This is a genomic window from Pandoraea morbifera (assembly GCF_902459575.1).
In the GTDB taxonomy this organism is placed as follows: Bacteria; Pseudomonadota; Gammaproteobacteria; order Burkholderiales; family Burkholderiaceae; genus Pandoraea; species Pandoraea morbifera.
This window is the reverse complement of sequence record NZ_CABPSD010000001.1, coordinates 325,514-347,752: the sequence shown is the minus strand read 5'-3', so window position 1 is coordinate 347,752 and position 22,239 is coordinate 325,514. Positions and strand designations below refer to the sequence as shown.

18 protein-coding genes and 2 pseudogenes are annotated in these 22,239 nt (G+C 65.3%); 8 read left to right on the top strand and 12 right to left on the bottom strand.

All coding sequences use genetic code 11. The annotated features are described in order from the left end of the window. A complete protein-coding gene (locus PMO31116_RS01490) occupies positions 1-1,338 on the top strand; it encodes a porin (protein ID WP_150565139.1) in 1,338 nt (445 codons plus the stop codon). A 30-nt stretch (positions 1,339-1,368) separates the two neighbouring features. Further along, positions 1,369-2,778 (top strand): amino acid permease, encoded by a 1,410-nt coding sequence (locus tag PMO31116_RS01485; protein WP_150565138.1) that lies wholly within the window; start codon positions 1,369-1,371, stop codon positions 2,776-2,778. A gap of 13 nt (positions 2,779-2,791) precedes the next feature. On the opposite strand, the gene PMO31116_RS01480 is transcribed toward PMO31116_RS01485, so the two are convergent. The 3 genes from PMO31116_RS01480 to PMO31116_RS01470 all read right to left on the bottom strand — a co-directional run bounded on the left by PMO31116_RS01480 (position 2,792) and on the right by PMO31116_RS01470 (position 6,863). Beyond that, positions 2,792-4,282, bottom strand: a complete 1,491-nt coding sequence (locus PMO31116_RS01480) for an MFS transporter (protein ID WP_150565137.1) — start codon at positions 4,280-4,282, stop codon at positions 2,792-2,794. Positions 4,283-4,375: 93 nt separating this feature from the next. Then, positions 4,376-5,968 carry a lactate dehydrogenase gene (locus tag PMO31116_RS01475; RefSeq protein WP_150565136.1) on the bottom strand — a complete coding sequence of 531 codons (1,593 nt, stop codon included), beginning with the start codon at positions 5,966-5,968 and terminating at the stop codon, positions 4,376-4,378. Between the two features lie 367 nt (positions 5,969-6,335). Then, the gene (locus tag PMO31116_RS01470; protein WP_150565135.1) at positions 6,336-6,863 is read right to left on the bottom strand and encodes a thioredoxin family protein; all 528 of its coding nucleotides are present in this window, start codon (positions 6,861-6,863) and stop codon (positions 6,336-6,338) included. Between the two features lie 247 nt (positions 6,864-7,110). On the opposite strand from PMO31116_RS01470, the gene PMO31116_RS01465 reads away from it, so the two are divergent. The 4 genes from PMO31116_RS01465 to PMO31116_RS01450 are packed head-to-tail and all read left to right on the top strand — an operon-like array spanning position 7,111 to position 9,771. After that, entirely contained in the window at positions 7,111-7,482 is a 372-nt protein-coding gene (locus PMO31116_RS01465; RefSeq protein ID WP_150565134.1) for a GFA family protein, read from the top strand. Beyond that, positions 7,479-7,670, top strand: coding sequence for a hypothetical protein (locus tag PMO31116_RS01460; RefSeq protein WP_150565133.1), 192 nt, complete (start codon positions 7,479-7,481; stop codon positions 7,668-7,670). The genes PMO31116_RS01465 and PMO31116_RS01460 overlap by 4 nt, the downstream gene beginning before the upstream one ends. A gap of 8 nt (positions 7,671-7,678) precedes the next feature. Further along, the gene (locus PMO31116_RS01455) at positions 7,679-8,419 is read left to right on the top strand and encodes a response regulator (RefSeq protein ID WP_150565132.1); all 741 of its coding nucleotides are present in this window, start codon (positions 7,679-7,681) and stop codon (positions 8,417-8,419) included. Beyond that, a complete protein-coding gene (locus PMO31116_RS01450) occupies positions 8,416-9,771 on the top strand; it encodes a sensor histidine kinase (protein WP_150565131.1) in 1,356 nt (451 codons plus the stop codon). The genes PMO31116_RS01455 and PMO31116_RS01450 overlap by 4 nt, the downstream gene beginning before the upstream one ends. Positions 9,772-10,003: 232 nt before the next feature. On the opposite strand, the gene hutG is transcribed toward PMO31116_RS01450, so the two are convergent. The 7 genes and pseudogenes from hutG to PMO31116_RS24320 form a co-directional block, all read right to left on the bottom strand. Continuing rightward, positions 10,004-10,966, bottom strand: a complete 963-nt coding sequence (gene hutG, locus PMO31116_RS01445; protein WP_150565130.1) for a formimidoylglutamase — start codon at positions 10,964-10,966, stop codon at positions 10,004-10,006. Positions 10,967-11,001: 35 nt separating this feature from the next. After that, entirely contained in the window at positions 11,002-12,219 is a 1,218-nt protein-coding gene (hutI, locus tag PMO31116_RS01440) for an imidazolonepropionase (RefSeq protein WP_150565129.1), read from the bottom strand. A 7-nt stretch (positions 12,220-12,226) separates the two neighbouring features. Next, the gene (locus tag PMO31116_RS01435; protein WP_150565128.1) at positions 12,227-13,606 is read right to left on the bottom strand and encodes an amino acid permease; all 1,380 of its coding nucleotides are present in this window, start codon (positions 13,604-13,606) and stop codon (positions 12,227-12,229) included. Between the two features lie 181 nt (positions 13,607-13,787). Beyond that, positions 13,788-15,320, bottom strand: coding sequence for a histidine ammonia-lyase (gene hutH / locus PMO31116_RS01430; protein WP_150565127.1), 1,533 nt, complete (start codon positions 15,318-15,320; stop codon positions 13,788-13,790). Between the two features lie 64 nt (positions 15,321-15,384). After that, positions 15,385-17,064: a urocanate hydratase gene (gene hutU, locus PMO31116_RS01425; RefSeq protein ID WP_150565126.1), complete on the bottom strand. Its 1,680-nt coding sequence runs from the start codon at positions 17,062-17,064 to the stop codon at positions 15,385-15,387. Between the two features lie 101 nt (positions 17,065-17,165). Continuing rightward, positions 17,166-17,921, bottom strand: a complete 756-nt coding sequence (gene hutC, locus PMO31116_RS23565) for a histidine utilization transcriptional repressor HutC (RefSeq protein WP_174970796.1) — start codon at positions 17,919-17,921, stop codon at positions 17,166-17,168. 144 nt (positions 17,922-18,065) lie between these two features. Beyond that, positions 18,066-18,575, bottom strand: a pseudogene (locus tag PMO31116_RS24320) (alanine racemase); the annotation flags it as partial. Between the two features lie 28 nt (positions 18,576-18,603). Between PMO31116_RS24320 and PMO31116_RS23960 the strand changes: the two are divergent. Beyond that, a pseudogene (locus PMO31116_RS23960) lies at positions 18,604-19,214 on the top strand (LysR substrate-binding domain-containing protein); the annotation flags it as partial. 105 nt (positions 19,215-19,319) lie between these two features. Here the strand turns inward: PMO31116_RS23960 and PMO31116_RS01410 are convergent. Beyond that, complete coding sequence (locus PMO31116_RS01410) at positions 19,320-19,739, bottom strand: hypothetical protein (protein ID WP_150565124.1); 420 nt, start codon at positions 19,737-19,739, stop codon at positions 19,320-19,322. Between the two features lie 156 nt (positions 19,740-19,895). Continuing rightward, the gene (locus PMO31116_RS01405; RefSeq protein ID WP_150565123.1) at positions 19,896-21,212 is read right to left on the bottom strand and encodes an aspartate aminotransferase family protein; all 1,317 of its coding nucleotides are present in this window, start codon (positions 21,210-21,212) and stop codon (positions 19,896-19,898) included. 114 nt (positions 21,213-21,326) lie between these two features. Between PMO31116_RS01405 and PMO31116_RS01400 the strand changes: the two genes are divergently transcribed. Continuing rightward, positions 21,327-22,190 (top strand): LysR family transcriptional regulator, encoded by an 864-nt coding sequence (locus tag PMO31116_RS01400; protein WP_150565122.1) that lies wholly within the window; start codon positions 21,327-21,329, stop codon positions 22,188-22,190. Positions 22,191-22,239 lie beyond the last annotated feature (49 nt).

The following is a 22,239-nucleotide window of genomic DNA, read 5'->3' as shown; positions in this document are numbered from 1 at the left end:
ATGCGCGGCCCGTTGCAGTTTCGGGAGTTACGTCGTGGTTTGCCGCGCCGGCGTCCGGTGCGCGCCGACACACGGCTGCCGGGCATGCTGATCGGCCTGGCGATGGGCATGGGCGTTTGCCAGACCGGTCAGGCGCAGGTGCAGCTCTATGGCCATCTCACGCCGATGATGGATTGGGTCAGCGTGAGCGAACGACACGCGCCGGCATCGGCCGCGCGTCCGACGCAGGCCCCGGCAGGCGCGGTCAGCGCGCCGACGCTGAGCGGGACGCGCCTGCTGTCGAGCATTTCGTACTTCGGCATGCGGGGCAGGGAGGATCTGGGCGATGGGTACGCCGCGATCTGGCAGATCGAGACCCCAATTGCCTTCGACGGCAAATCGACCGGCAGCATTGCCGGGCGCAATTCGAACGTCGGCGTCAAGGGCCCGTTCGGCACGGCGTTCATGGGCAACTGGGACACACCGTACCAGTGGTCGACGCTCGCGGTCGGTTCTCCGGTGCGCAATCCCTATACCGGCGATCTGAGCACGATCCTGAGCAATCCAGGCTTCAACGTGCCGAACACAACCACGCAGTCGGGGCGTGTCAATGGTGCCGCCGACGCCACGTTCAACCGCCGTCAGGGCAATAGTCTTCAGTACTGGACCCCTGAGTGGGCCGGTTTGCAGTTGCGATTCTCGTACTCGTTGTCGAACGGTTCGGTAGCCACGCGAGCGGGCGATATCACGCCGCAGGTCTTCGGCGCTGGACTGGAATATGTGAACGGCGGGCTGCGCGTTCGCTACGCGTATGAAATGCACAAGGACTATTTCGGGCTGGCGTGGCTCGGCGCCCCGCCGTCGGCGAATCCGTCGAACGTCGGTTCGCGTGCGACGGGCTCGCGCGACGACGCCCACAAGGTCCTGATCGTCTTCACCTACGCGAACACGAAATGGGTCGCGGGCTGGGACCGCCTGACGTATCGCACCAACGACGGCACCGTCGGCAACCTCGATCGCTACCGGCGCGACGCCGTCTACGCGATGGTGCAGCACTGGTTCGGCGGCGGCCGTCACTCAGTGTGGATTGGCGGTGGCTACGCGATGGACGGCGTTTGCTCGCGCACCGGCGGGGTGCCTTGCAGCACCGACGGCCTCGGGGCGACGCAAATGAACCTCGGCTACCGCTACGACTTTTCCAAGCTCACCGACGTGTATCTCGCTTACTACCAGGTCATCAACCGCGCGTGGGGCGGCTATGGCTTTTCACCGCGTCCGAACTTTGGCACCGGCAACGGCAGCGCGCCGCCGGGTGCGCACTACCGGGGCATCGGTATCGGTATCGAACACAGTTTTTAACGACCACTCATCGAATCACAGGAGACGAACTTGAGTACGACACAACCGGGCTTCGACAGCATTGTCGAGCGAGAGAAGGGGCTGCATCGCGGCCTGAGCAGCGGGCAGTTGTCGATGATCGCCATCGGTGGCGCCATTGGCACCGGCCTGTTTCTGGGAAGTGCGTTCGCCATCGGCTTTGCCGGACCCAGCGTGCTTCTGAGCTATGCCATCGGCGGTGTCATCGCCTTGCTGCTCATGGGGTGCCTGGCCGAAATGACGGTGGCGCATCCGACGTCGGGCTCGTTCGGCGCGTACGCCGAGCACTATATCGGACCGTTGGCGGGGTTTCTGGTGCGCTATGCCTACTGGTCGTCCATCGTCTTCGCGGTGGGCACCGAAGTCACGGCCATCGCCGTGTACATGAAGTACTGGTTTCCGGGCGTGCCGGGCTGGTACTGGATCGTCGGCTTCTCGGCCGGGCTCATCGCGATCAACGCGGCGAGCGTCAAGGTCTTCGGCGCGGTCGAATATGCGTTCTCGATGCTCAAGATCGCGGCCATCGTGTTGTTCCTCATGCTTGGCGCCTATATCGTGTGGCACGCGCCGCAGGGCAGCGGCATTGGACTGGCGAACTACACCGCGAACGGCGGATTCTTCCCAAAGGGCGCCTGGGGCATGTGGGTGGCCGTGATCGTGTCGATTTTCAGCTATCTGAGCATCGAGATGATCGCGGTGGCTGCGGGCGAGGCGCAGGACCCGCAGCGGGCGATCACGCGCGCCTTTCGCGCCACGATGTTCCGACTGGTGTTCTTCTACCTGCTCACGCTGGCCCTGACGCTTGCGATCGTGCCCTGGAACGCCGCCGGCGAGGACGGCAGCCCCTTCGTCAAGGTGATGGCGGCCACGCACATTCCGGGTGCAGCCGGGGTCATCAATCTGGTGATCCTGGTGGCCGCGCTCTCGGCCATGAACAGCCAGCTCTACATCACCACACGCATGATGTTCAGCCTGTCGCGCGCGGGCTATGCGCCCCGTCGTTTCGGCGAAGTGAGCCGCAACGGCGTTCCTGTCGCGGCGCTCATGCTCTCGACCATCGGTATCGCGCTGGCCGTGGCGCTCAACGTGATGGCGCCGCAGGCGTCGTTCACGCTCATGATGTCGGTATCGATGTTCGGTGCGATGTTCACGTGGCTGATGATCTTCGTCACCCATCTGTATTTCCGACGCGCGCACGACGCAAAGTCCCTGACTTTTCGCATGTGGGGATATCCGTATGCGAGTCTCGCAGGCGCGCTGCTCATGCTTGCCACCCTGGTCACCACCTATTTCACCGGTGCGTTTCGCATGACGTTGCTCTACGGTGTGCCGTTCGTGGTGGCGCTCTCGGTCGTGTACGCGGTGTGGTATCGGCAGCGTGCCGCTGTCGCGACCGCCGGGGCGCACGGTTCGAGTCGCTGAGTCGGTGAGTCCATCAATGGTCGTCGGGCGGCGATGCCGAGAGTGGCGCGGCGACGGCTTCAAGCGGTCGCCGTTGCGCTGCAACGCCCCATCGCGCGGCGACGATCGCCGCGCAAAGCATGAGCGTCGCGCCGATCAGATAGCCGATGAACACGTCGGCGCGGCGCTGCGTGTCGATGAGCCAGCCGAAGAGGGCGGGCCCGGCGACGCCGCCAAGCAGAGTGCCGACGGCATAGAACACCGCGATGGCGAGCGCCCGGATCTCGAGCGGAAAGGTCTCGCTGACGGTGAGGTACGCGGAGCTCGCGGCCGCCGAGGCAAAAAAGAAGATGACCGACCACGCCAGCGTTTGCGTGAGCGTGCTCAGCAGACCTTGCGCGAAGCCCCAGCCGCACAGCGCCAGCAGCACGCCGGCGATGGCGTACGTAAGGCTGATCATCACGCGCCGCCCCACCGCGTCGAAGAAGTGGCCGAGCACGATCGGGCCAAGGACGTTGCCGGCCGCGAACGGCAGGAGGTACCAGCCGACGCGCGCCGCGCTCACCCCATAGAAGTCGGTGAGCACCAGCGCATAGGTGAAGAAGATGGCGTTGTAACAAAAGGCCTGCGCGGTCATGAGGGTCAGGCCAACCAGCGAGCGTTGCCGATAGGTGTGAATCAACGTGTGCCAGACCTCGCGAAGCGGCGTGGCCTGCCGCACGCGAAGTCGCAGTCGTGGGCCGTCGGGTAGTGCGAGCGCGTGCCCACGCTCGCGAAGCGATCTTTCGATACCGCCGACGATCGATTCGGCGTCGGACGCGCGTCCGCGAAGGATGAGCCAGCGTGGGCTTTCGGGCACCCACATACGCATTAACAGAATGCCGAGTCCCAATGCGGCGCCGATGAAAAAACACGCGCGCCATCCCCAGTCCGGTGGCAACGTGCCGGGCGCGAGCAGCACGATCGAACCCGCGGCGCCCAGGGCCGCACCCACCCAGAATGTGCCGTTGATGATCAGGTCGGTCCAGCCGCGTACGCGCGCCGGCGTGAATTCCTGGATCGTCGAGTTGATGGCGGTGTACTCGCCGCCGATGCCTGCGCCTGTCAGGAAACGGAATACGACAAAGCTTGCGAAGCTCCATGAAAAACCGGTGGCGGCGGTGGCGACGACATACAGCAGCAAAGTGATGAAGAAGAGCTTGCGGCGTCCGAGCCGGTCGGTGAGCCAACCGAACCCGAGCGCACCGAGCACCGCACCGGCGATGTAGGCGCTGCCCGCGAGGCCGACTTGCGCGTTGGTAAGGGCAAGCGAGGGACTGGTTCTGAGGGCACCGGCCACTGCGCCGGCCAGCGTGACTTCAAGGCCGTCGAGCAGCCAGGTGATGCCCAGGGCGATGACGATCAGCGTATGGAATCGTCCCCATGGCAGGCGGTCGAGGCGAGCGGGCAGGTCGGTGTCGACGACGTTCGCCGCTGCGGGACGAAGGGTTCGGTGGGCGTCGGTCGCGTCTGTCGTCTCTGACATCGGGCGGTCGAGAACTCCGGAAATCCCCGTGGTTCATCAATATTTGCCCACCATCTTACTCCGCGACCGCAATCGCGCGTCGCGGATCACCTCTCACGACGACGCGGAGCCGAGCCGCGCCAGATCGATTTCGAGCGCGGTCCGGCGGCGAATCTCGGCGCGGGCGGCGTCGTCGACTTCGGCGTCATCGCTGCCGGCGGGCGGTGCCGGGTGAGCAACGTCGTTACGCAGCATCGAAGCGAGCAGGGTGGTCAAGTCGCTGCGCTGCGACATCGCTTGCGGCGTGATGACGTCGCTGACCAGCCGGGCCATCTCGAAGCGCTGCACCTCGGTGGACTGGTCCGCGCTGCGGTACACCGCGGCGCGGACCGGCAGGCCGTCCCGATAGCCGACCTGAATGTCGGTGTTTGCCGAGTCGTGCACTTTCACGTATTCATAATTCTGCGATTTCGGATCGGTCGTCAGATTCAACGGCACGCCGGCCCAGAGTGATCGGTGATAGCTCGCCGTGAGCGTCGCCTCGGCTTGTTGCGCGACCGTGCGGTTGAGCGTGTCCTTGCCGCCGATATCCGTATGCTGCGAGATCCGGTAATCGAACCCGTCGACTTCCGATGGGCGCAGCGGGTTGGATGCCGAGGTCGTTTGCGAGATCGACGCGCTGAAGTCGGCCAGACCGCTCAGCACGGACTTGTCGGCGCTGCTCAGGGCGATGCGCGGCAAGGCCGGCGCCGGCGGGTAGTGGCCGTTGAGCCCGGTGAAGGCGCCCTTGAACATTTGCATCAGCGAGGCGTCCCCGTTACCGCGTGTCCGGGCGATATCGAACCGGGCGAGCCAGGCGTCGAGCGCCGCGGCCTGTGCTTTCGGGCTGCCGACGGCCTGCATGGACTGCAGGTCGACGTTGACCTCGAATCGGCCGCTCGCGCCGTCGACGTGGACGTTACGTTGCATCGCGTCGGCGTGGAATGCGATGGTTTGCGCAGATGTCCCGTTGGCGCCGAGCGTCGCCGACAGGTCGACGGACGAGAGTAGGGCGGTGTCGAAGCCGGTGAGCGCGCCGAAATCCACGACGGGCGGCTGCTTGGCCAGGCCATCGACGGCGCGTTGAAAGGCGTCTGCGAGCTTGCCGAGCTGATCGCGCTCGGCATCCGTCAACGTGCCCTTGGTGACGGCGACCTCGGCCGACAGCCCATCGTCGCTGCTGCCCAGACGCACGCTTACCTGTGCGCCTGACGCGGTCTTGATCGTCAGAGCGAAGCGATTGTCCGCATCGGTCTGGAGTTGCGTGCGCTGCACCGCGAGCGCGTCGGCAGACGGTGCGGCGACGGTACGCGAGCGAAGCACGCTTTGTGAATATGCCGTGGCGCCGCCCGCGATGACATCCAGCAGCCTTCGGCCGAGACTGTCGAGACGGTTGCCCAGCGCTTGAGTGCTGGCGTTGCCAGACATCAGCAACGACAGAGGATCCGAAGGCGGTGTCTGCCAATACAACGTCGCACCGTTGGCGACTGGCTGGGTATAGGTTGGCCAGTTGGCAAGGGGCGGCGCAGTCGTGAGCGTGACCCACGTGGACGCGGATGGGCCCGTCGCGACAGGTGGCGCGTCGGCGGCGCTCGCGCTGGCGGCGCGCGAGGCGATTTCCGCGCTTGCCAGCGTTACAGAACGGGAGAGGGGGGTGATGGCCGTCATCGGGGGAGGGCTGTCGTCAAAGACACCAGATTTTCCGCAAGCATCGGCAGGCGTTGCCGAAGGTCTGTAAGAACCGGTATGGAAGCCGGCGGGTTCATGAGGAATAACGACTCCCGGACGCCAATATTTAGCGCCGCCTCTCATTTTCGGTGGGCGACTTGAATAACGACGGCCTGGCATGACATTTTGAAACATCAAAAGTTACTTGATTGGACATGTCATGCAGCGAGAGACGATAGCGATGTTCGACCAGCACGCGGCGATAACGCCGGCGGATCTGGCGCAGAGCTTCGACGTGCTATGCCGCGAGCCGCCGCGGGGCGCGGCATGAGTCGACGCCTGTGGGCCCGATGGTGTGCCGCGCGCATTACCGTGCCGTTGCCAACTGCGCCTTGATCGCGGCCTCGGTCTTCTCGTAGTCGCCTTCGCCAAAGTGCGTGTAGACGATCTTTCCGGACTTGTCGACGAGATAGAACGCGGGCCAGTACAGGTTGCCGTAGGCTTTCCACGTGGCGTAGCGGTTGTCCTGGGCGATGGGATAGGTGAGTCCGAATCGGCGGATGGCGTCACGGACATTGCCGGTGTCGCGCTCGAAGGCGTATTCAGGGGTGTGCACGCCCACCACGACCAATCCCTGGTCCTTGTACTTCCGGTGCCACTGTTGCACGTACGGGAGCGTGTGGATGCAGTTGATGCACGAGTAGGTCCAGAAATCGACCAGCACGACCTTGCCGCGGAGTTGCTGCAGTGTAAGCGGCGCGCTGTTCAGCCAGTTGTCGATGCCGGCCAGTTCCGGCGCGGCGCCGCCGGTCGCCGGACGCGCCTGAGATGGGCTGCAGGCGGCAAGTCCGGCGAGCGTGAGCGCGATGAAGGCACTTCTGAGTACGGTCAACATGGCAGTGATCTCCTGTGGGCGTGCAAGGTCGGCGAGGATCGCCGCGAAAGCGGCATCCGTCCTGGGGTGCCGGTAGTCGTATTGCATCGCCCGGGCGTATCCGCCATGTGTTCGGAACCCCTCATTTCGGCAACGTCGTGTATCCGGGCGGCCTTCGGATACACAGTGATACAAACGCGTTCGACATTTGCTCTATAAAGCACTCAGCGATCGCGCCACCGGCGCGGGCCAACCCGGGAGTCACGAGATGTCGTCCGACCTGCTGCAAGGTTCCTGCCACTGTGGAGCCGTCCGTTTCGAAGTCAGAGCGCCCGTCGAACCGGCCGCCCGCTGCAATTGCAGCCTGTGCCGTCGCAAGGGGGCGATGATGACGCCGGCTTTTCCCGCGTCGCAACTGCATCTCCTGTCCGGCGAAGGCGACCTGGCGTGCTATCAATTCAACACGCGCGTCGCACGCCACTATTTTTGCCGGCATTGCGGTATCTATACGTTCCATGAGACCCGTACGGCACCCGGCATGTGGCGTGCGAACATTGGCTGTCTGGAGGGTATCGATCCGTATGCCATGACGGCATCGGTGGCCGATGGCCAACGGCTTTCCGTGGTGGAGGACGCATGAGACGCCTGCTTGGCATCGTCGCCTTTCTGGCGGGCGGCTTCAGCGTGGAAGCCTTGCATCCGCTGCAATGCGAGCTGGCGTCCACCCTCCGCGGCGTGACCCTGGAGCCCGAGCGCGCACGCAGGCGCGCCATGCCGGACCCGTCGGGCGCCGGCAGGGCCCGTGTGCCGACTTCTCCGTCGCTATAATCGCTCGCATGGACAAAATCGATCATGTGCTGATCGTCGACGACGATCGCGGAATTCGCGAACTGCTCGCCGACTATCTCGAGAAGAACGGCATGCGGGTCAGCGTGGCGGCGAACGGTCGGGAGATGCGCTCGGTGCTCGCCGACGGCGCCCCCGATCTCATCGTGCTCGACCTCATGCTGCCCGGCGACGACGGTCTCGTCTTGTGCCGGGAGCTGCGCGCGGGCAAGTTCCGAACCGTGCCGGTGCTCATGCTCACCGCTCGCAGTGAGGAGACCGACCGGATCGTCGGTCTGGAAATGGGCGCCGACGACTATCTCGCCAAACCGTTCGCGGTGCGCGAGTTGCTCGCCCGGATCAAGTCGGTGCTGCGCCGCACCCGCATGCTGCCACCCGGCATGCAGGTCACCGAGACCGCCGAGGTGCTCGCCTTCGGTGACTGGCGGCTCGACACCACCGCGCGACACCTGCTCGACGGTGACGGCACGGAAGTGGCGCTCAGCGGCGCGGAGTATCGACTGCTGCGCGTGTTGCTCGATCACCCGCAACGGGTGCTGACGCGGGACCAACTGCTCAATCTCACGCAAGGGCGGCAGGCCGATGTCTTCGACCGCTCCATCGACCTGCTCGTGAGCCGTTTGCGGCAGCGCCTGCGCGATGGCGCGCGCGAACCGCGCTACATCAAGACGTTGCGCAACGAAGGATATGTGTTTTGCGCGGCCGTAACGGTCGTGGCGTCGCCAGCATGACACCCGTGCCGACCGTGCCTCCCAGTCCCTCGCCGCGGGGCGCATGGCGCAAATGGCGCTGGCGGCATTGGCCACGCTCGCTGTTTGCGCGCCTCGCGCTCATCCTCGTGGTCGGGCTCACGCTTGCCCAGGCGCTGTCGTTCTGGCTCACCATGACCGAGCGCAACCGCGTCACGTCGAACATGATGAGCGTCTACATCGAGAGCGAGGTCGCCAGTTCGGTGGCGCTGCTCGATCATCTGCCGGCGAGTGAACGTGCACAGTGGCTGCCGCGTCTGGCACGCCGCAGCTACCGCTTCGAACTGGGGCCGGGTGCGAGCGGCGGCACGCCCGATGCGGGACTGGCCGCGCAGGTCGCGGCGGTGATTCGGGACGCCATCGGCGTGACCTATCCGCTGACGGTGAGCAGCGTGCCCGGCGACGCCGACCGCCTACAGGTGCATCTGCGCCTGCGTGACGGCTCGCCGCTGACCATCGACGTGTTCCCGACACCGACACTGCCGCTCTCCGGCTGGCTGCCTGTAGTGCTCGTCCTGCAATTGCTGCTCATCGCCGGATGCTGCTGGCTGGCCGTGCGCGTGGCGACACGTCCGTTGAATGCGCTGGCGAATGCCGCCGATACGCTCGGTCCCGACTTGCGTGCCGAGCGCCTGAATGAAGAGGGACCGTCCGAAGTGGCGCGCGCCGCGAGGGCATTCAACGCGATGCAGGATCGCATCGGCGGCTACATGACCGAGCGCATGCAGATACTCGCGGCCATCTCGCACGATTTGCAGACGCCGATCACGCGCATGCGCCTGCGCGTCGACACCATGGAAGACGAATCCTCTGCCGAGCGCCTGCAACAGGACCTGCGCGAGATGGAGTTGCTTGTCAAGGAAGGGGTGACGTATGCGCGCACGCTCCATGGCGCCGCAGAAGCGCCTCGCAAGGTCGATCTCGATGCGTTGCTCGACACATTGGTCTGCGACTACGCGGACGCCGGTCAACCCGTTACCTTGACGGGAACCGTCGGGCAGCCGGTGGTCACGCGCCCGCAGGCGTTACGCCGCATCGTGGGCAATCTGATCGACAACGCGCTGAAGTACGGGGGCGATGCCAATCTGTCGGTCGTGCGTTGCGACGAGGGCATCGAGATCGTGGTGACCGATCACGGCCCGGGCATCCCGGAGGACAAACTGGAGGCGGTGTTTGCGCCGTTCGTGCGGCTGGAGACCTCGCGCAACCGTCACACCGGTGGCACCGGATTGGGGCTTGCGATCGCGAAGCAGCTCGCACAGGCGATGGACGCGCGTCTGACACTGCGCAACCGCGACGGTGGCGGGCTCGAAGCGCGCCTTCGCCTGGCGTGACGTCGTCGAAAGCGATTCAGGGAGATTCACGGCGCATCTCGGTGTTGCAAGCCGCTTTATCGCTCGAGTATCGACCACAGGCGCTGTCACACCGTTCGACAGGCCGGCATTGCCCAGTCAATCCAGCACCGGCAGGGGCGCGTTCGGCGCAAATGTCACGCCCGGCTTCTGATCCCGAGGACCTGCGGCGAATTCACGCCACCGCATCGGCGAATGGCGGAGCGGGGATCGGCTAGAGCAACCGATAGGCGAGCCGCGCCGCCACGCGAGCGCCGTTGCCCTGGGGATCGAAGCGGGGATTGTATTCCGCGAGGTCGGCCGTGCGGAGTTTGCCGGAGCGTCGCACGTGCGTGAGGATGGCTTCGATCACGGACATGGGCACACCATAGGCCGCCGGGGCCGACACGCCGGGCATGACGGGGGCGGGTAGCACGTCGAGGTCGATGGTGAGATAGACGTGTGCGACATCGGCGATCAACGCATCGATTTGCGAGAGGCGGGCGTCGAGGTGGCGATCCTGCATCTCGGTGTCCTCGACGTAGGTCACGCTCAACGCACGGGCCCGCTCGAACAGCGACGCGGTGTTGCTCAGGCGGCTCACACCGAAGCAGGCGTAATCGAAAGGCAGGCAGGCGGATTCGCAGGCCTGCGCGATCTGGTCGAACGGGGTGCCCGATGTGCCGGGTCGCGCTGTACGAAGATCGAAATGCGCGTCCAGGTTCAGGATCAGCACGCGCGATCGATCGCCGATGGCGTCGAGATGCGCGCGCAAGCCTTGCCATGTTCCCCAGGCGACTTCGTGACCGCCGCCGAGGACGATCGGTAGTGCGCCGGCGTCAAGTTGACGACGTACCGCATCGGCCAGCGCCTGTTGAGCAACCTCCAGGGCATCGCCCTCGCACGTGACGTCGCCTGCGTCGTGCAGCGTGCAGATGTCATGCGCGGGCAGGTTCGCCAATGCGCGACGAATCGCTGACGGGCCCTCGGCGGCGCCGATGCGGCCCTGATTGCGTTTGACGCCGGCGTCGCACGCAAAGCCGAGCAACACCCGTGCGCCCGCAGGGGGCGCCGACTCGCGCGAATCGATTTCATTGACGACATTGAACAGCCGGCGCGTGTCGCCGCGCTCGCCCGTGTCGGTGCGTCCGTGCCAGATCGGCAGGCTTTGCGGCGCCGGCTTCAATGGCGTTGCCATGATTTCATCTCCTGAATGGGTGTCGTGCGGCGGCGTCACGCCGAGGCGGGGTCGCGCCACTCGCCGTTGCGAACCGTGCGCGACGTCAGCTCGCCGCCAAGCCAGTACGCGAGTTCCGCTGGTCGTTCGATCTGCCATGCCACGAAATCCGCCGTCTTCCCGGCCTCGATCGTCCCATGCGTCTCGAGCATGCCGAGCGCCTTCGCCGCGTTGCGCGTAACCCCGGCCAGCGCCTCCTCGGGGGTCAGGCCGAACAGCGTGCAAGCCATGCTGAGCATCAGGCGCAGCGACAGCGCGGGCGACGTTCCCGGATTCAGGTCCGAGGCCACCGCGATGTCCACGCCATGCCGGCGCAGCAGGTCAACCGGGGGGCGGCGGGTCTCCTGCAACATGTGGAAGGCACCGGGCAACAGCACCGCCACCGTGCCGGCGCGTCCCATCGCGGCGGCGTCTTCCGGCGTCATGTACTCCAGATGATCGGCCGACAGCGCCCCCAGTTCGGCCGCCATGCTCGAGCCGCCCAGCGGCGACAACTGCTCGGCGTGCAGCTTCACCGGCAACTTCAGCTTCTGTGCACGCAACAGTACGCGCATGACCTGTGCCGGCGTGAACGCGATCGTCTCGCAAAACGCATCCACCGCGTCCACCAGCCGCTCCTCGGCCAATGTCGGCAAAATCTCCGAGCAGACATAATTCACATACTCGTCCGCCTTGCCGGCAAACTCCATCGGGACCGTGTGCGCGGCCAGGCAGGTTGTCTTTACCGTCACGGGCAGCGATTCGCCCAGGCGCCGCGCTACCCGCAACATCTTGCGCTCGCTGGTCAGATCGAGGCCGTAACCGGACTTGATCTCGACGGTCGTCACGCCGTCGCGCATCAACGCCAGCAGACGCTTGCGGGCCGAGACGAATAGCGCGTCCTCGGTGGCGTCGCGCGTATGACGCACCGTGTGCCGGATGCCACCGCCAGCCGCCGATATCTCGGCGTAGCTCACGCCTTGCAGGCGTTGTTCGAATTCCTGACTTCGGTTACCGCCAAAGACCAGATGCGTGTGGCAGTCGATCAACCCGGGTGTGACCCACGCGCCTTGCAGGTCGACGCAGATATCGGAGCCGGAGGCCGATCGCTCGCCGCGCGGGCCAACCCATTCGATGTGCTTGCCTCGCGTGACGATGACGGCGTCTTCGATGGCGTTGTAGCGACCGTCGCGCATGGTCGCGACGTGGCAGTGCTTCCAGTAGGTACGTTTCATAAGAGACTCATTCCATGCGCATCTGGCTGCGCAGTTGCGCTTGCTTGGGTTTGACACCGAACTGGTAGCCGAGCGACATCAACAGGATCCAGCCCGCGCCGACGTACAGTGCGACGCGCGTGTCGTCCCGATAGCCCAGCACGCCGATCACGAACAACAGGAAGGCGATGGCCAGCGCAGGGCCGACCGGCCAAAGCGGGACCTTGAACTTCAGGGCGGCGACTTCCCGCGCAGGCAGACGCCGACGCATCGCGACCTGTGAGAGCAGGATCATCAGCCAGACCCATACCGTGGCGAACGTGGCGATCGATGCAATGATCAGGAACACCCCTTCGGGAATCAGGTAATTGAGGACGACGCCGCCGAGCAATGCGGCGGTCATGACGAGCACCGTGACCCATGGAACACCGTGGCGCGACGTTGCCGCAAAGACCGCGGGCGCCTGATCTTGTCCGGCCATGCCGAACATCATGCGGCCCGCGCCGAAAATGTTGCTGTTGATGGCCGAGATCGCCGCGGAGATCACGATCACGTTCAGAATCGCGGCTGCCGAGCGGATTCCGAGTCCGGAGAAGATCTGCACGAACGGACTTCCCTGGCTGCCGATGCCGGTCCAGGGAAAGATCGCCATCAGCACGCACATCGTGAGCACGTAGAACAGCAGGATGCGCGCCGGCACAGCGTTGATGGCACGCGGGATCACCGTCTCGGGATTCCTCGCCTCGCCGCCCGTGATGCCGATGATCTCGATACCTCCGTATGCGAACATCACCACCGCCAGCGATGCGACGAGACCGCCCCAGCCGTTGGGCAGAAAGCCGCCGTGCGTCCACAGATTGCTCAGCGCCGGTGCGTGGTCGCCATGCAATTGCACACCCGCGAACAGAATCACGCCGCCGCCGACGATCATCGCCGCGATGGCGAGAATCTTCACCAGCGCCAGCCAGAACTCCAACTCGCCGTAGACCTTCACGTTGCACAGATTCAGGCCGCAGATCAGCATCACGATGCCGAGCACCCAGATCCACTGCGGTACGTGCGGAAACCAGAAGCCCATGTAGATGCCGAACGCCGTCACGTCCGCCAGGCAGACGATCACCATCTCGAGGATGTACGTCCAGCCGGTGAGAAACCCCGCCAGCGGCCCGAGATTGTCGCGGGCGTAGCGTCCGAAGGAGCCGGACACCGGTTCCCGCACAGCCATCTCACCGAGGGCGCGCATGACCATGTAGACGGCGGCGCCGCCGAGGATGTACGCGAGGATGACCGCGGGACCGGCGAGTTGGATGGCGGATGCCGAGCCGTAGAACAAGCCCGTGCCGATGGCGGAGCCGAGCGCCAGGAAGCGGATGTGCCGCGCGCTCAGATTGCGTTGCAGGTTTTTCAAGCTGTCTCCTGAAAGCATGATTCACCGGCCCGCGAGCGCGGGCGGCAGAGGAAGTCGGCGTGTCGGGGCGGCGGTCGTGACACCCGGTGGACGACCGCCGCACGAAAGACACCCGTGCGTCATGAGGCCGGAGCGCGAATCGCTGTTCGTTTCGCCCCGGCAGGGCGGAATCAAAGGCGAGTCAAAGGCTTGGCAATGTACCGGCCGGCAAGAGTCTGCTCAGTTCACGCCGGGCGATCAGTTCGCTCGCGCCTTCGATGTCCGGCGCGAAATAGCGGTCCTTATCGTAGAACGGAACCGACTGGCGCAGAAGGGCGCGTGCGCGCTCGAGCACCGGTGTCGTGCGCACGCCTTCGCGGAAGTCCAGCCCCTGACAGGCGCCGAGCCATTCGATCGCGACGATGCCCTTGACGTTATCGGCCATCTCCCAGAGCCGCTTGCCGGCGTTGGGTGCCATCGATACGTGGTCTTCCTGGTTGGCGGAGGTCGGGAGACTGTCGACGCTCGCCGGATGTGCCAAGGCTTTGTTGTCCGACGCCAGTGCGGCAGCCGTGACCTGCGCGATCATGAAGCCCGAGTTCACGCCCCCGTTGGCCACGAGAAACGCTGGCAACTGCGACATGTGCTTGTCCATCATCAGCGAGATGCGGCGCTCGCTTAGCGAGCCGATTTCGGCCAGCGCCAGCGCGAGATTGTCCGCCGCCATGGCGACCGGTTCGGCGTGGAAATTGCCCCCGGAGATCACGTCGCCCTGTTCCCAGAACACGAGCGGGTTGTCGGATACGGCGTTGGCTTCCACGGCGAGCACCTCGGCTGCCTGACGGATCTGCGTGAGACACGCGCCCATGACTTGAGGCTGGCAGCGCAGCGAATAGGGGTCCTGCACCTTCTCGCAGCTGGCGTGCGATTGACCGACTTCGCTCGTCTCGCCGAGCAGATATCGATAAAGCGCCGCCGCGTCGATCTGGCCGCGTTGACCGCGGGCGTCATGAATGCGGGCATCGAAAGGCGCACGCGAGCCGAGCATGGCCTCGACGGTCAGGGCGCCACAGACGCTGGCCGCCGCGAACAGATCTTCCGCCTCGAACAGGCCGCGCAGCGCATAGGCGGTGGAGACCTGCGTGCCGTTCAGGAGCGCCAGGCCCTCCTTGGCCGCCAGTGTGAGCGGGGCCAGTCCGGCCACGGCGAGCGCTTCGCGCGCGCTCATCCATTGGCCGCGATGACGGGCCTGACCTTCGCCGAGCAACAGCAGCGACATGTGAGCCAGCGGGGCAAGGTCGCCCGAGGCACCGACGGAGCCCTTGAGTGGAATGCGAGGGTACACCTGCGCGTTCACCAGCGTGACGAGGGCGTCGATCACCTTGCGCCGGATGCCGGAAAAGCCGCGGGCAAGGCTGTTGATCTTGAGCACCATGATCAGGCGCACGAGCGCGTCGTCGAGCGGGGTGCCAACGCCGGCCGCGTGCGAGAGCACCAGCGAGCGCTGCAGGTTCTCCAGGTCTTCGTGGGCGATGCGGGTCGACGCGAGCAGTCCGAACCCGGTATTGATGCCGTAAGCGGTGCGGCCTTCGCTCACGATATTTTCGACGCACGCCACGCTCCGGTCGATGGCCGTGTAAGCCGATTCGTCGAGCGCGAGGGTGGTCGGGTTCTGATAGACGTTGCGCAGTTGCGCCAGCGTGAGCGCACCGGGCGTCACAAAGAGTTTTGCCATGGACGGAATTCCTTGATTCGGCATAGTCGGGGATGTCTTGCTATTGGGCTGTCGTGGTGCGCGCTCACCTGGCGGCGTTCAGCATCGGCAGGTTCAGGCCCTGATCGCGAGCGCAGTCGATGGCGATGTCGTATCCGGCGTCGGCGTGGCGCATCACGCCGGTTGCCGGATCGTTATGCAGCACGCGGGCGATACGAGCGGCGGCGGCGTCGGTGCCGTCACACACGATGACTACGCCAGAATGCTGCGAAAAGCCCATGCCCACGCCGCCGCCGTGATGCAGCGAGACCCACGTCGCGCCGCTGGCCGTGTTGAGCAGGGCGTTGAGCAACGGCCAGTCCGAGACGGCATCGGAGCCATCGCGCATGGCTTCCGTTTCGCGATTCGGGCTGGCGACCGAGCCGGAGTCGAGGTGATCGCGGCCGATCACGACCGGGGCCGACAATTCCCCCGAGCGTACCATTTCATTGAACGCCAGTCCGAGCTTCGCCCGCAGCCCGAGACCGACCCAGCAGATGCGCGCCGGAAGGCCCTGGAAGCTGATGCGCTCGCGCGCCATGTCGAGCCAGCGGTGCAGATGGGCATCGTCCGGAATCAGTTCCCTGACCTTGGCGTCGGTCTTGTAGATGTCTTGCGGATCGCCGGAGAGGGCCGCCCAGCGAAACGGCCCCACGCCACGGCAGAACAGCGGCCGGATATATGCCGGCACGAAACCCGGGAAGTCGAACGCGTTGGCGACGCCTTCCTCCTTGGCCATCTGCCGGATGTTGTTCCCGTAGTCGAACGTGGGCACGCCCACGGCCTGGAACGCGAGCATGGCATTCACGTGCACGGCCATCGATTGCCTCGCCACCTTGACGACTTCGGCGGGGCTGGAGCGCGCGCGTTCCCGGTACTTGTCCCACGTCCAGCCGATCGGCAGGTAGCCGTTGAGCGGATCGTGCGCACTGGTCTGGTCGGTCACCATGTCCGGGCGAACGCCGCGGCGCACCAGCTCGGGCAAGATTTCGGCGGCGTTGCCGCACAGGGCGATTGAGACGGCCTGGCCGGCGGCGGTGTACTTCGCAATGCGTGCGAGTGCGTCGTCGAGATCGGCCGCTTGCTCATCGACATAGCGCGTGCGCAGACGGAAGTCGATGCGACTCTGCTGGCACTCGATGTTCAGCGAGCATGCACCGGCCAGCGTGGCGGCGAGCGGTTGCGCGCCGCCCATGCCGCCAAGACCGGCGGTGAGCACCCAGCGACCTTTCAGGTTGCCGTCGTAATGCTGACGGCCGGCTTCGACGAACGTCTCGTAGGTGCCTTGCACGATGCCCTGGCTGCCGATGTAGATCCACGAGCCGGCGGTCATCTGGCCGTACATGGCGAGCCCCCTGGCGTCGAGCTCGTTGAAATGCTCCCAGTTAGCCCAATGGGGAACCAGGTTCGAGTTGGCGATGAGCACTCGTGGGGCGTCGGCATGCGTCTTGAAGACGCCGACGGGCTTGCCCGACTGGATCAGCAGCGTTTCGTCGTCGCCCAGTGTCTTGAGTGTTTCGACGATCTTGTCGTAACACTCCCAGTTGCGCGCCGCGCGGCCGATGCCGCCATAAACGACCAGCGCGTTCGGGTTCTCGGCAACGTCGGGGTCGAGATTGTTCATCAGCATGCGCAGCGGCGCTTCGGTGAGCCAACTGCGGGCATTGAGTTTGGTGCCGCGCGGGGCGCGGATGGTGACGTCGCGATATCGGGTGAATGGGCTCACGGCATTCCTCTGGGTCTGAGCGTTGAATGACTTGTACAGTATTGTATATACAAGTTATCGTGAACTAGGGTTTTCACGAGGAGTGCAGCGGGGCGGGCGCCTTAGGCCGTGTCGCCGAAGCGGCCTTCGAGACGATGGCGCGAACCGGGGTGAAGAAGCCGCGCGACGGAGACGACACGCTTGCCCGTCCACGTACGGCGACGGATGAGCAGGCACGGCTCGGTGCGCGCGATCTGCAGCATGTGCGCTTCTTCAGGCGTGGCGGTAACGGCTTCGACGACGTGTTCGCCTGACGTCAGCGGCGAAATGCGCTGCAAATAGGCATTCGGCGTGAGCCTGGTGAAATCCTGCTCGAGGTAATTCGCGGCGAGTGCGGGATTGACGAAGCGGTCCTCGATCTGCACGGGAACGTTGTCCTGGTAGTGGACGATGACCGAGTGAAACAGTTTTTCGCGCTCGTGCAGGCCCATCGCAAGCGCACGTTCCGGCCCGGCCAGTTCCTCGCGCAGCAGCTTCACCTCCGCGCGGTGCCGGTGGCCGAGCCCGGAGATCTCGTCCGCAATGTTGTTGACGGCGAGCAGCGGCGAGTGCGATTTGGGCTCGGCCACGAACGTGCCTACCCCCTGCATGCGTACGAGACGTCCTTCCGCGGTGAGTTCGCGCAGCGCACGGTTGACCGTCATGCGACTCACGCCGCAGAGATCGACGAGTTCGTTCTCGGATGGCACGCGGTGGTGCGGTGGCCAGGCGCCACTGTCGATCTGGCGGCAAATGAACTGCTTGAGTTGCAGATAGCGGGGCGCGGGCCCTTGCTCATTGAGCGCTTCGACGGTCGGCTGGGCGGATTGACGTGACACCTTGAGGAGCCCTCCAGACACGGGCGTGCGGGTGGAAAGCCTGAAGGATAAGCCAATCGTCGGCCGGAGACGAGAAAAAACGGACCCGCGCGCCGCTGCCGCCGCAAGTGTTGTCACCAGCCGTGCAGGCGCGGCCGGACTGCGATCCCGGCTCATCGCCATCCAGCCGGCGTCAACGATGGCCCAGCCATTGTCCGGCTGATGGCCGATGACGGTGGTCAGCTCGCTGAGCGCGAGATCGTCCGTCGTGCAGACTCCGACGTTGTGGATCACGAGATCGAAGAACACGTACACACCCGCGCGCACCTCCGTCACGCCGCCGACTTTGGCACCGCCGTCGTGGATGACGCACGCGACCTCCAGGAGTGCCGGCGCGTCGGGGCGAATGCCCGAACGGTGGCCGTCGGTGTCGATCTCGATCCGGACTTCGAAGGTTTCACCGAATTGCGCGCCGAACGCCACCATGGCTCGGGCGGATGTCGCGCTGTCCGTGACGATCTTCAGATCGCAGCCCCGGCGCCGCAAGGCGAGCGCGGCGGGCAGTTTGCGCTCGACCATCCCCATCGCATACAGGATATCGGTCACGCCCGCCTCGAAAAAACTCGTGGCTTCCTTGAGCGTCGAGACCGTGATGCCCGAGGCACCGGCTCCCATCTGCGCGCGAGCCACGTCGAGGTTTGCCACGTTGCATCCGGATTTGCAGCTCGAACTGGATCTGCGCGAGACCCCGTGGCCGGACAGGCGCGATTCCGATGCGGTCATCCATGTGGGCGCGGTAAGGGACTCGTCGTGGATCGCGCGGTCGCTGTCGCCGAATGAGCGATGGGTGTGTGCGAGCCCCGAATATCTGAAGCGACCTGGCACGCCGACGGATCCGCGCGACCTGTTGCAGCATCGCTGCATCTGCATTCGGGAGAACGACGAAGACGTGACGCTATGGCGTTTTCGACGCCGTATGGCGGACGGCGCCGCGCCGGCGACCCGCCCTCCGCGTCGCGCGAGAGCGTGCGGGTGTCGGCGGCTTATACGTGCAACGACGGCAGCGTGGCCCGCGATTGGGCGGAACAGGGCATGGGGCTTGTGCTGCGCTCCGAGTGGGACACGCGCGACGCCGTGGCGGCGGGCAGGTTGACGCGCGTGTTGTCCGACTGGGCGTTCGACAGCGCCCCGGTCACGCTCCTCGTCCCGATCCGGCGTGGGCGAACTGCGCGGTTGCAGGCGCTCATGGCATTTCTGGAACAGTCGCTCGGTATCTCCGTGCCGCAGCGCCAGGGCAGGCGGCGCACGCCGTGAGGGTGATCGCGGGTGACCTGGCGCCTCCATCGGCACGTGCTGCCAGGCATCGGCGATCCCGGCACGCCGCGTGAAAACGGGGAGGCAGCGCCTGCGGCCCGGGCGTCAGTCCGCGGAGTCTGGCGGGGCGTCGACGATCAGGGCGGGGTCCAGGCGACGGATACGCTGATCGACAAAATAGCCGCCCCCTTCCTGGTACCGCAGATAAAGACGACCGCATTGCCGGCATCGGCAAACGTTTGCGCGGTTATACGGGAAGTAGCGTGGCGCGATCGGTGCGCGCGCGGACCAGTAGGAGGTTCCTTCCGGGTGGTATTCGCTGAACGTGGGTTCTTGCGACGCGTGCAGGGCCATGAGCGTTCCCACAGGCTCGAGCTGATCGTCGGGCAGCGAGTTTGGCAGACTGGCCCAGCCATCGAGCGGCGCTTTCGTGCACGAACAGGATGCGGCAAGCGAATCCGGGGAGACCGACGCGTCGGCAAGGGCGGCGAGCGCGTCGTGATCGAGATACGGAAGTTCGTTCATGGGGCGGAGGTCGGGGGCGATGCGTCAATGCCCGACATGGTAACCCGCCTCCGGAATTTGCGGCGGCGGGCACCGGCAACAGCGATGCGGTCATCAGCCCCCGTGCGTGCGCGGTCCGGCCGCTTCCCGACGAGGCAGTCGCGCGCGCGCTCAAGGTCAATCGGCCCGCACCGACAGTGCGCGTTCGATCGCCTGCCCGAGTAGCGACACACCGAGATCGATTTCCTCGTCGCTCACAGTGAGCGGCGGCGCGATACGGAACACGCCTCCCATGCCGGGCAACTGCACGATGTTCATGCTCAGCCCGAGGTTCATGCATTCGCGCGTGATCCGTGCGCCCAACCCGTCGGCAGGGGCCTTGCTGACACGATCTTTCACGATCTCCATGCCGAGCAGCAAGCCGCGGCCGCGCACGTCTCCCACGCAGTCGAAGCGTTCCATCAAGCCCAGAAGACCGTTTCGAAGCCGTTCGCCCATGAGGTTGGCCCGCGCGACCAGGCCGTCGCGCGCCACGACGTCCAGGACACGCAGGCCGACGGCAGCCGGCAGCGGGTCGGAGACGTGTGTGGTGTAAAAGAGATAGCCGCGTTCGTGTGCGCGCTCCTCGATTTCGGCGGAGGTCACCACCGCGGCCAGCGGCAGACCGGCGCCCAGCGTCTTCGACAGCGTGAGGATGTCCGGCGTCACGCCATCGCGCTCGAATGCGAACATCGTGCCCGTGCGGCCGATGCCGGTCTGCGCTTCGTCCAGGATCAGCAACATGCCGCGCGCCTCGCACTTGCGCTTGAGCGCGGCAAGGTAGCCCGGCGGCAGTTCGATGATGCCGCCCGAGCTGAGGATCGGCTCGGCGATGAAGGCCGCGAGATTGCCACTGGACTGCCGGTCGATCAGGTCGAACGCGTAGTCCAGCTCCGCCAGATAGTCGTACTCGCCCCCGGTGCCAAAGCGCGGCCGGTAGGTAAATGGCGCCGGAATCGCAAATGATCCGGCAGCGGCGGGCCCCACGCCCTTGCGCCCGGCGCTGTAGGTCGCCGATGCGGCGGCACCGGTCATGCCGTGCCACGACTGCGCGAAGCCCACGATTTCGTATTTGCCCGTAACGAGCTTGGCCATGCGAATGGCGGCCTCGTTAGACTCTGCGCCGGTACTGAGCAGCAGGACCCGGTCCAGACCCGCCGGCGTGATGTCGGCAAGTCGCGTGGCCAGATCCACCACGGGGCGCGACAGCATGCCGCTGAACAGATGGTCGAGCTTGCCGATGGACTCGGTCACCACGGACACGATGTCGGGATGACTGTGGCCGAGCACGGCGCTCATTTGTCCGGAGGTGAAGTCGAGGATTGCGCGGCCGTCGGCGTCGTAGACGAAACTGCCGTGTGCGCGTTCGATGATCATCGGCTCGAATGTGCCGCCATAGCGGATCAGATGTTGCCGGGCGTTGCGCCAAAAGTCGGCGTCCTGGTTTTTCGACACGCGGGAATCTCCAAGGAGCGGGAAAGAAGGGCACTTACCGCTTGCAGTCTAGGCATCGCTCTGATTTCATGGAAGCGAATAATGCTTAACTGAGTTAGAAGTGAGGCTAATATCGTGAGCGTGTATCTCGAGATCGACCTTTTGCGCTCGTTCGTGGCGATCGCCCAAGCCGGGTCGTTCAGCCGGGCGGCGCGGCGGGTCGCCCGGACCCAATCGGCGTTGAGTCAGCAAATGAAGCGTCTGGAGCAAGTCGTCGACCAACCATTGTTTCAGCGCACAGGAAGGGGCGTGGTCGTCACGAATTCCGGCGAACGTCTGCTTGGACATGCCCAGCGGATCTTGCGCGCACACGACGAGGCGATTGCGGACATGTCCGGCGGCGGTCTGAGCGGCACGCTGCGCTTCGGATGTCCCGACGACTATGCGGCTGCCTTCCTGCCGCCGCTGCTGCGCGATTTCGCCGTCATGCATCCGCAAGCACAGGTCGAAGTCATTTGCGAGCCGACTCCTCGGTTACAGGCGCAATTGGCGCGGCATGCGCTCGATCTTGCGCTGATTTCCGTGCCGGCAGGGGTAGACGAGAGTCACGTGATCCGGCGCGAGCCGCTCGTATGGATCGGCAGCCCGGGACTTGATACGCTGCTCGCCGACCGCGAGGCGCCATTGCCACTGGCGTTGTCCGACCCGGATACGCTCGACCACATGGCGGCGTGCGAAGCGCTTTCGCGAGCGGGACGGGCATATCGTCTGGCCTATGCGAGCAGCAACCTCGCGGGCCTGACGGCACTTGCGCGCTCCGGGCAGGCCATTGCGGTCATGACCCAGACGGCGGTTCCGGCGGACTTACGCATTGTTACAGCTGATACGCTGCCGTTATTGCCGTCGGTTGGGATTACGGTAAAGTTCGATCGCGCGCGCCCAAATCACCTGAGCATGGCGTTCGCCGAGCACATTCGGCACACGCTGGCGGCGGCGTAAGCGGGCACGGGGCTCGGATTCGCCCGTTCCCCGCGAATTTGACGCACAA

Excerpts from the sequence above, each read along its gene's own strand:
- PMO31116_RS01490 (WP_150565139.1), top strand. The coding sequence starts at position 1 with ATGCGCGGCCCGTTGCAGTTTCGGGAGTTACGTCGTGGTTTGCCGCGC.
- PMO31116_RS01480 (WP_150565137.1), bottom strand. The coding sequence starts at position 4,282 with ATGTCAGAGACGACAGACGCGACCGACGCCCACCGAACCCTTCGTCCC.
- PMO31116_RS01475 (WP_150565136.1), bottom strand. The coding sequence starts at position 5,968 with ATGACGGCCATCACCCCCCTCTCCCGTTCTGTAACGCTGGCAAGCGCG.
- PMO31116_RS01470 (WP_150565135.1), bottom strand. The coding sequence starts at position 6,863 with ATGTTGACCGTACTCAGAAGTGCCTTCATCGCGCTCACGCTCGCCGGA.
- PMO31116_RS01465 (WP_150565134.1), top strand. The coding sequence starts at position 7,111 with ATGTCGTCCGACCTGCTGCAAGGTTCCTGCCACTGTGGAGCCGTCCGT.
- PMO31116_RS01460 (WP_150565133.1), top strand. The coding sequence starts at position 7,479 with ATGAGACGCCTGCTTGGCATCGTCGCCTTTCTGGCGGGCGGCTTCAGC.
- PMO31116_RS01455 (WP_150565132.1), top strand. The coding sequence starts at position 7,679 with ATGGACAAAATCGATCATGTGCTGATCGTCGACGACGATCGCGGAATT.
- PMO31116_RS01450 (WP_150565131.1), top strand. The coding sequence starts at position 8,416 with ATGACACCCGTGCCGACCGTGCCTCCCAGTCCCTCGCCGCGGGGCGCA.
- hutG (WP_150565130.1), bottom strand. The coding sequence starts at position 10,966 with ATGGCAACGCCATTGAAGCCGGCGCCGCAAAGCCTGCCGATCTGGCAC.
- hutI (WP_150565129.1), bottom strand. The coding sequence starts at position 12,219 with ATGAAACGTACCTACTGGAAGCACTGCCACGTCGCGACCATGCGCGAC.
- hutH (WP_150565127.1), bottom strand. The coding sequence starts at position 15,320 with ATGGCAAAACTCTTTGTGACGCCCGGTGCGCTCACGCTGGCGCAACTG.
- PMO31116_RS01410 (WP_150565124.1), bottom strand. The coding sequence starts at position 19,739 with ATGAACGAACTTCCGTATCTCGATCACGACGCGCTCGCCGCCCTTGCC.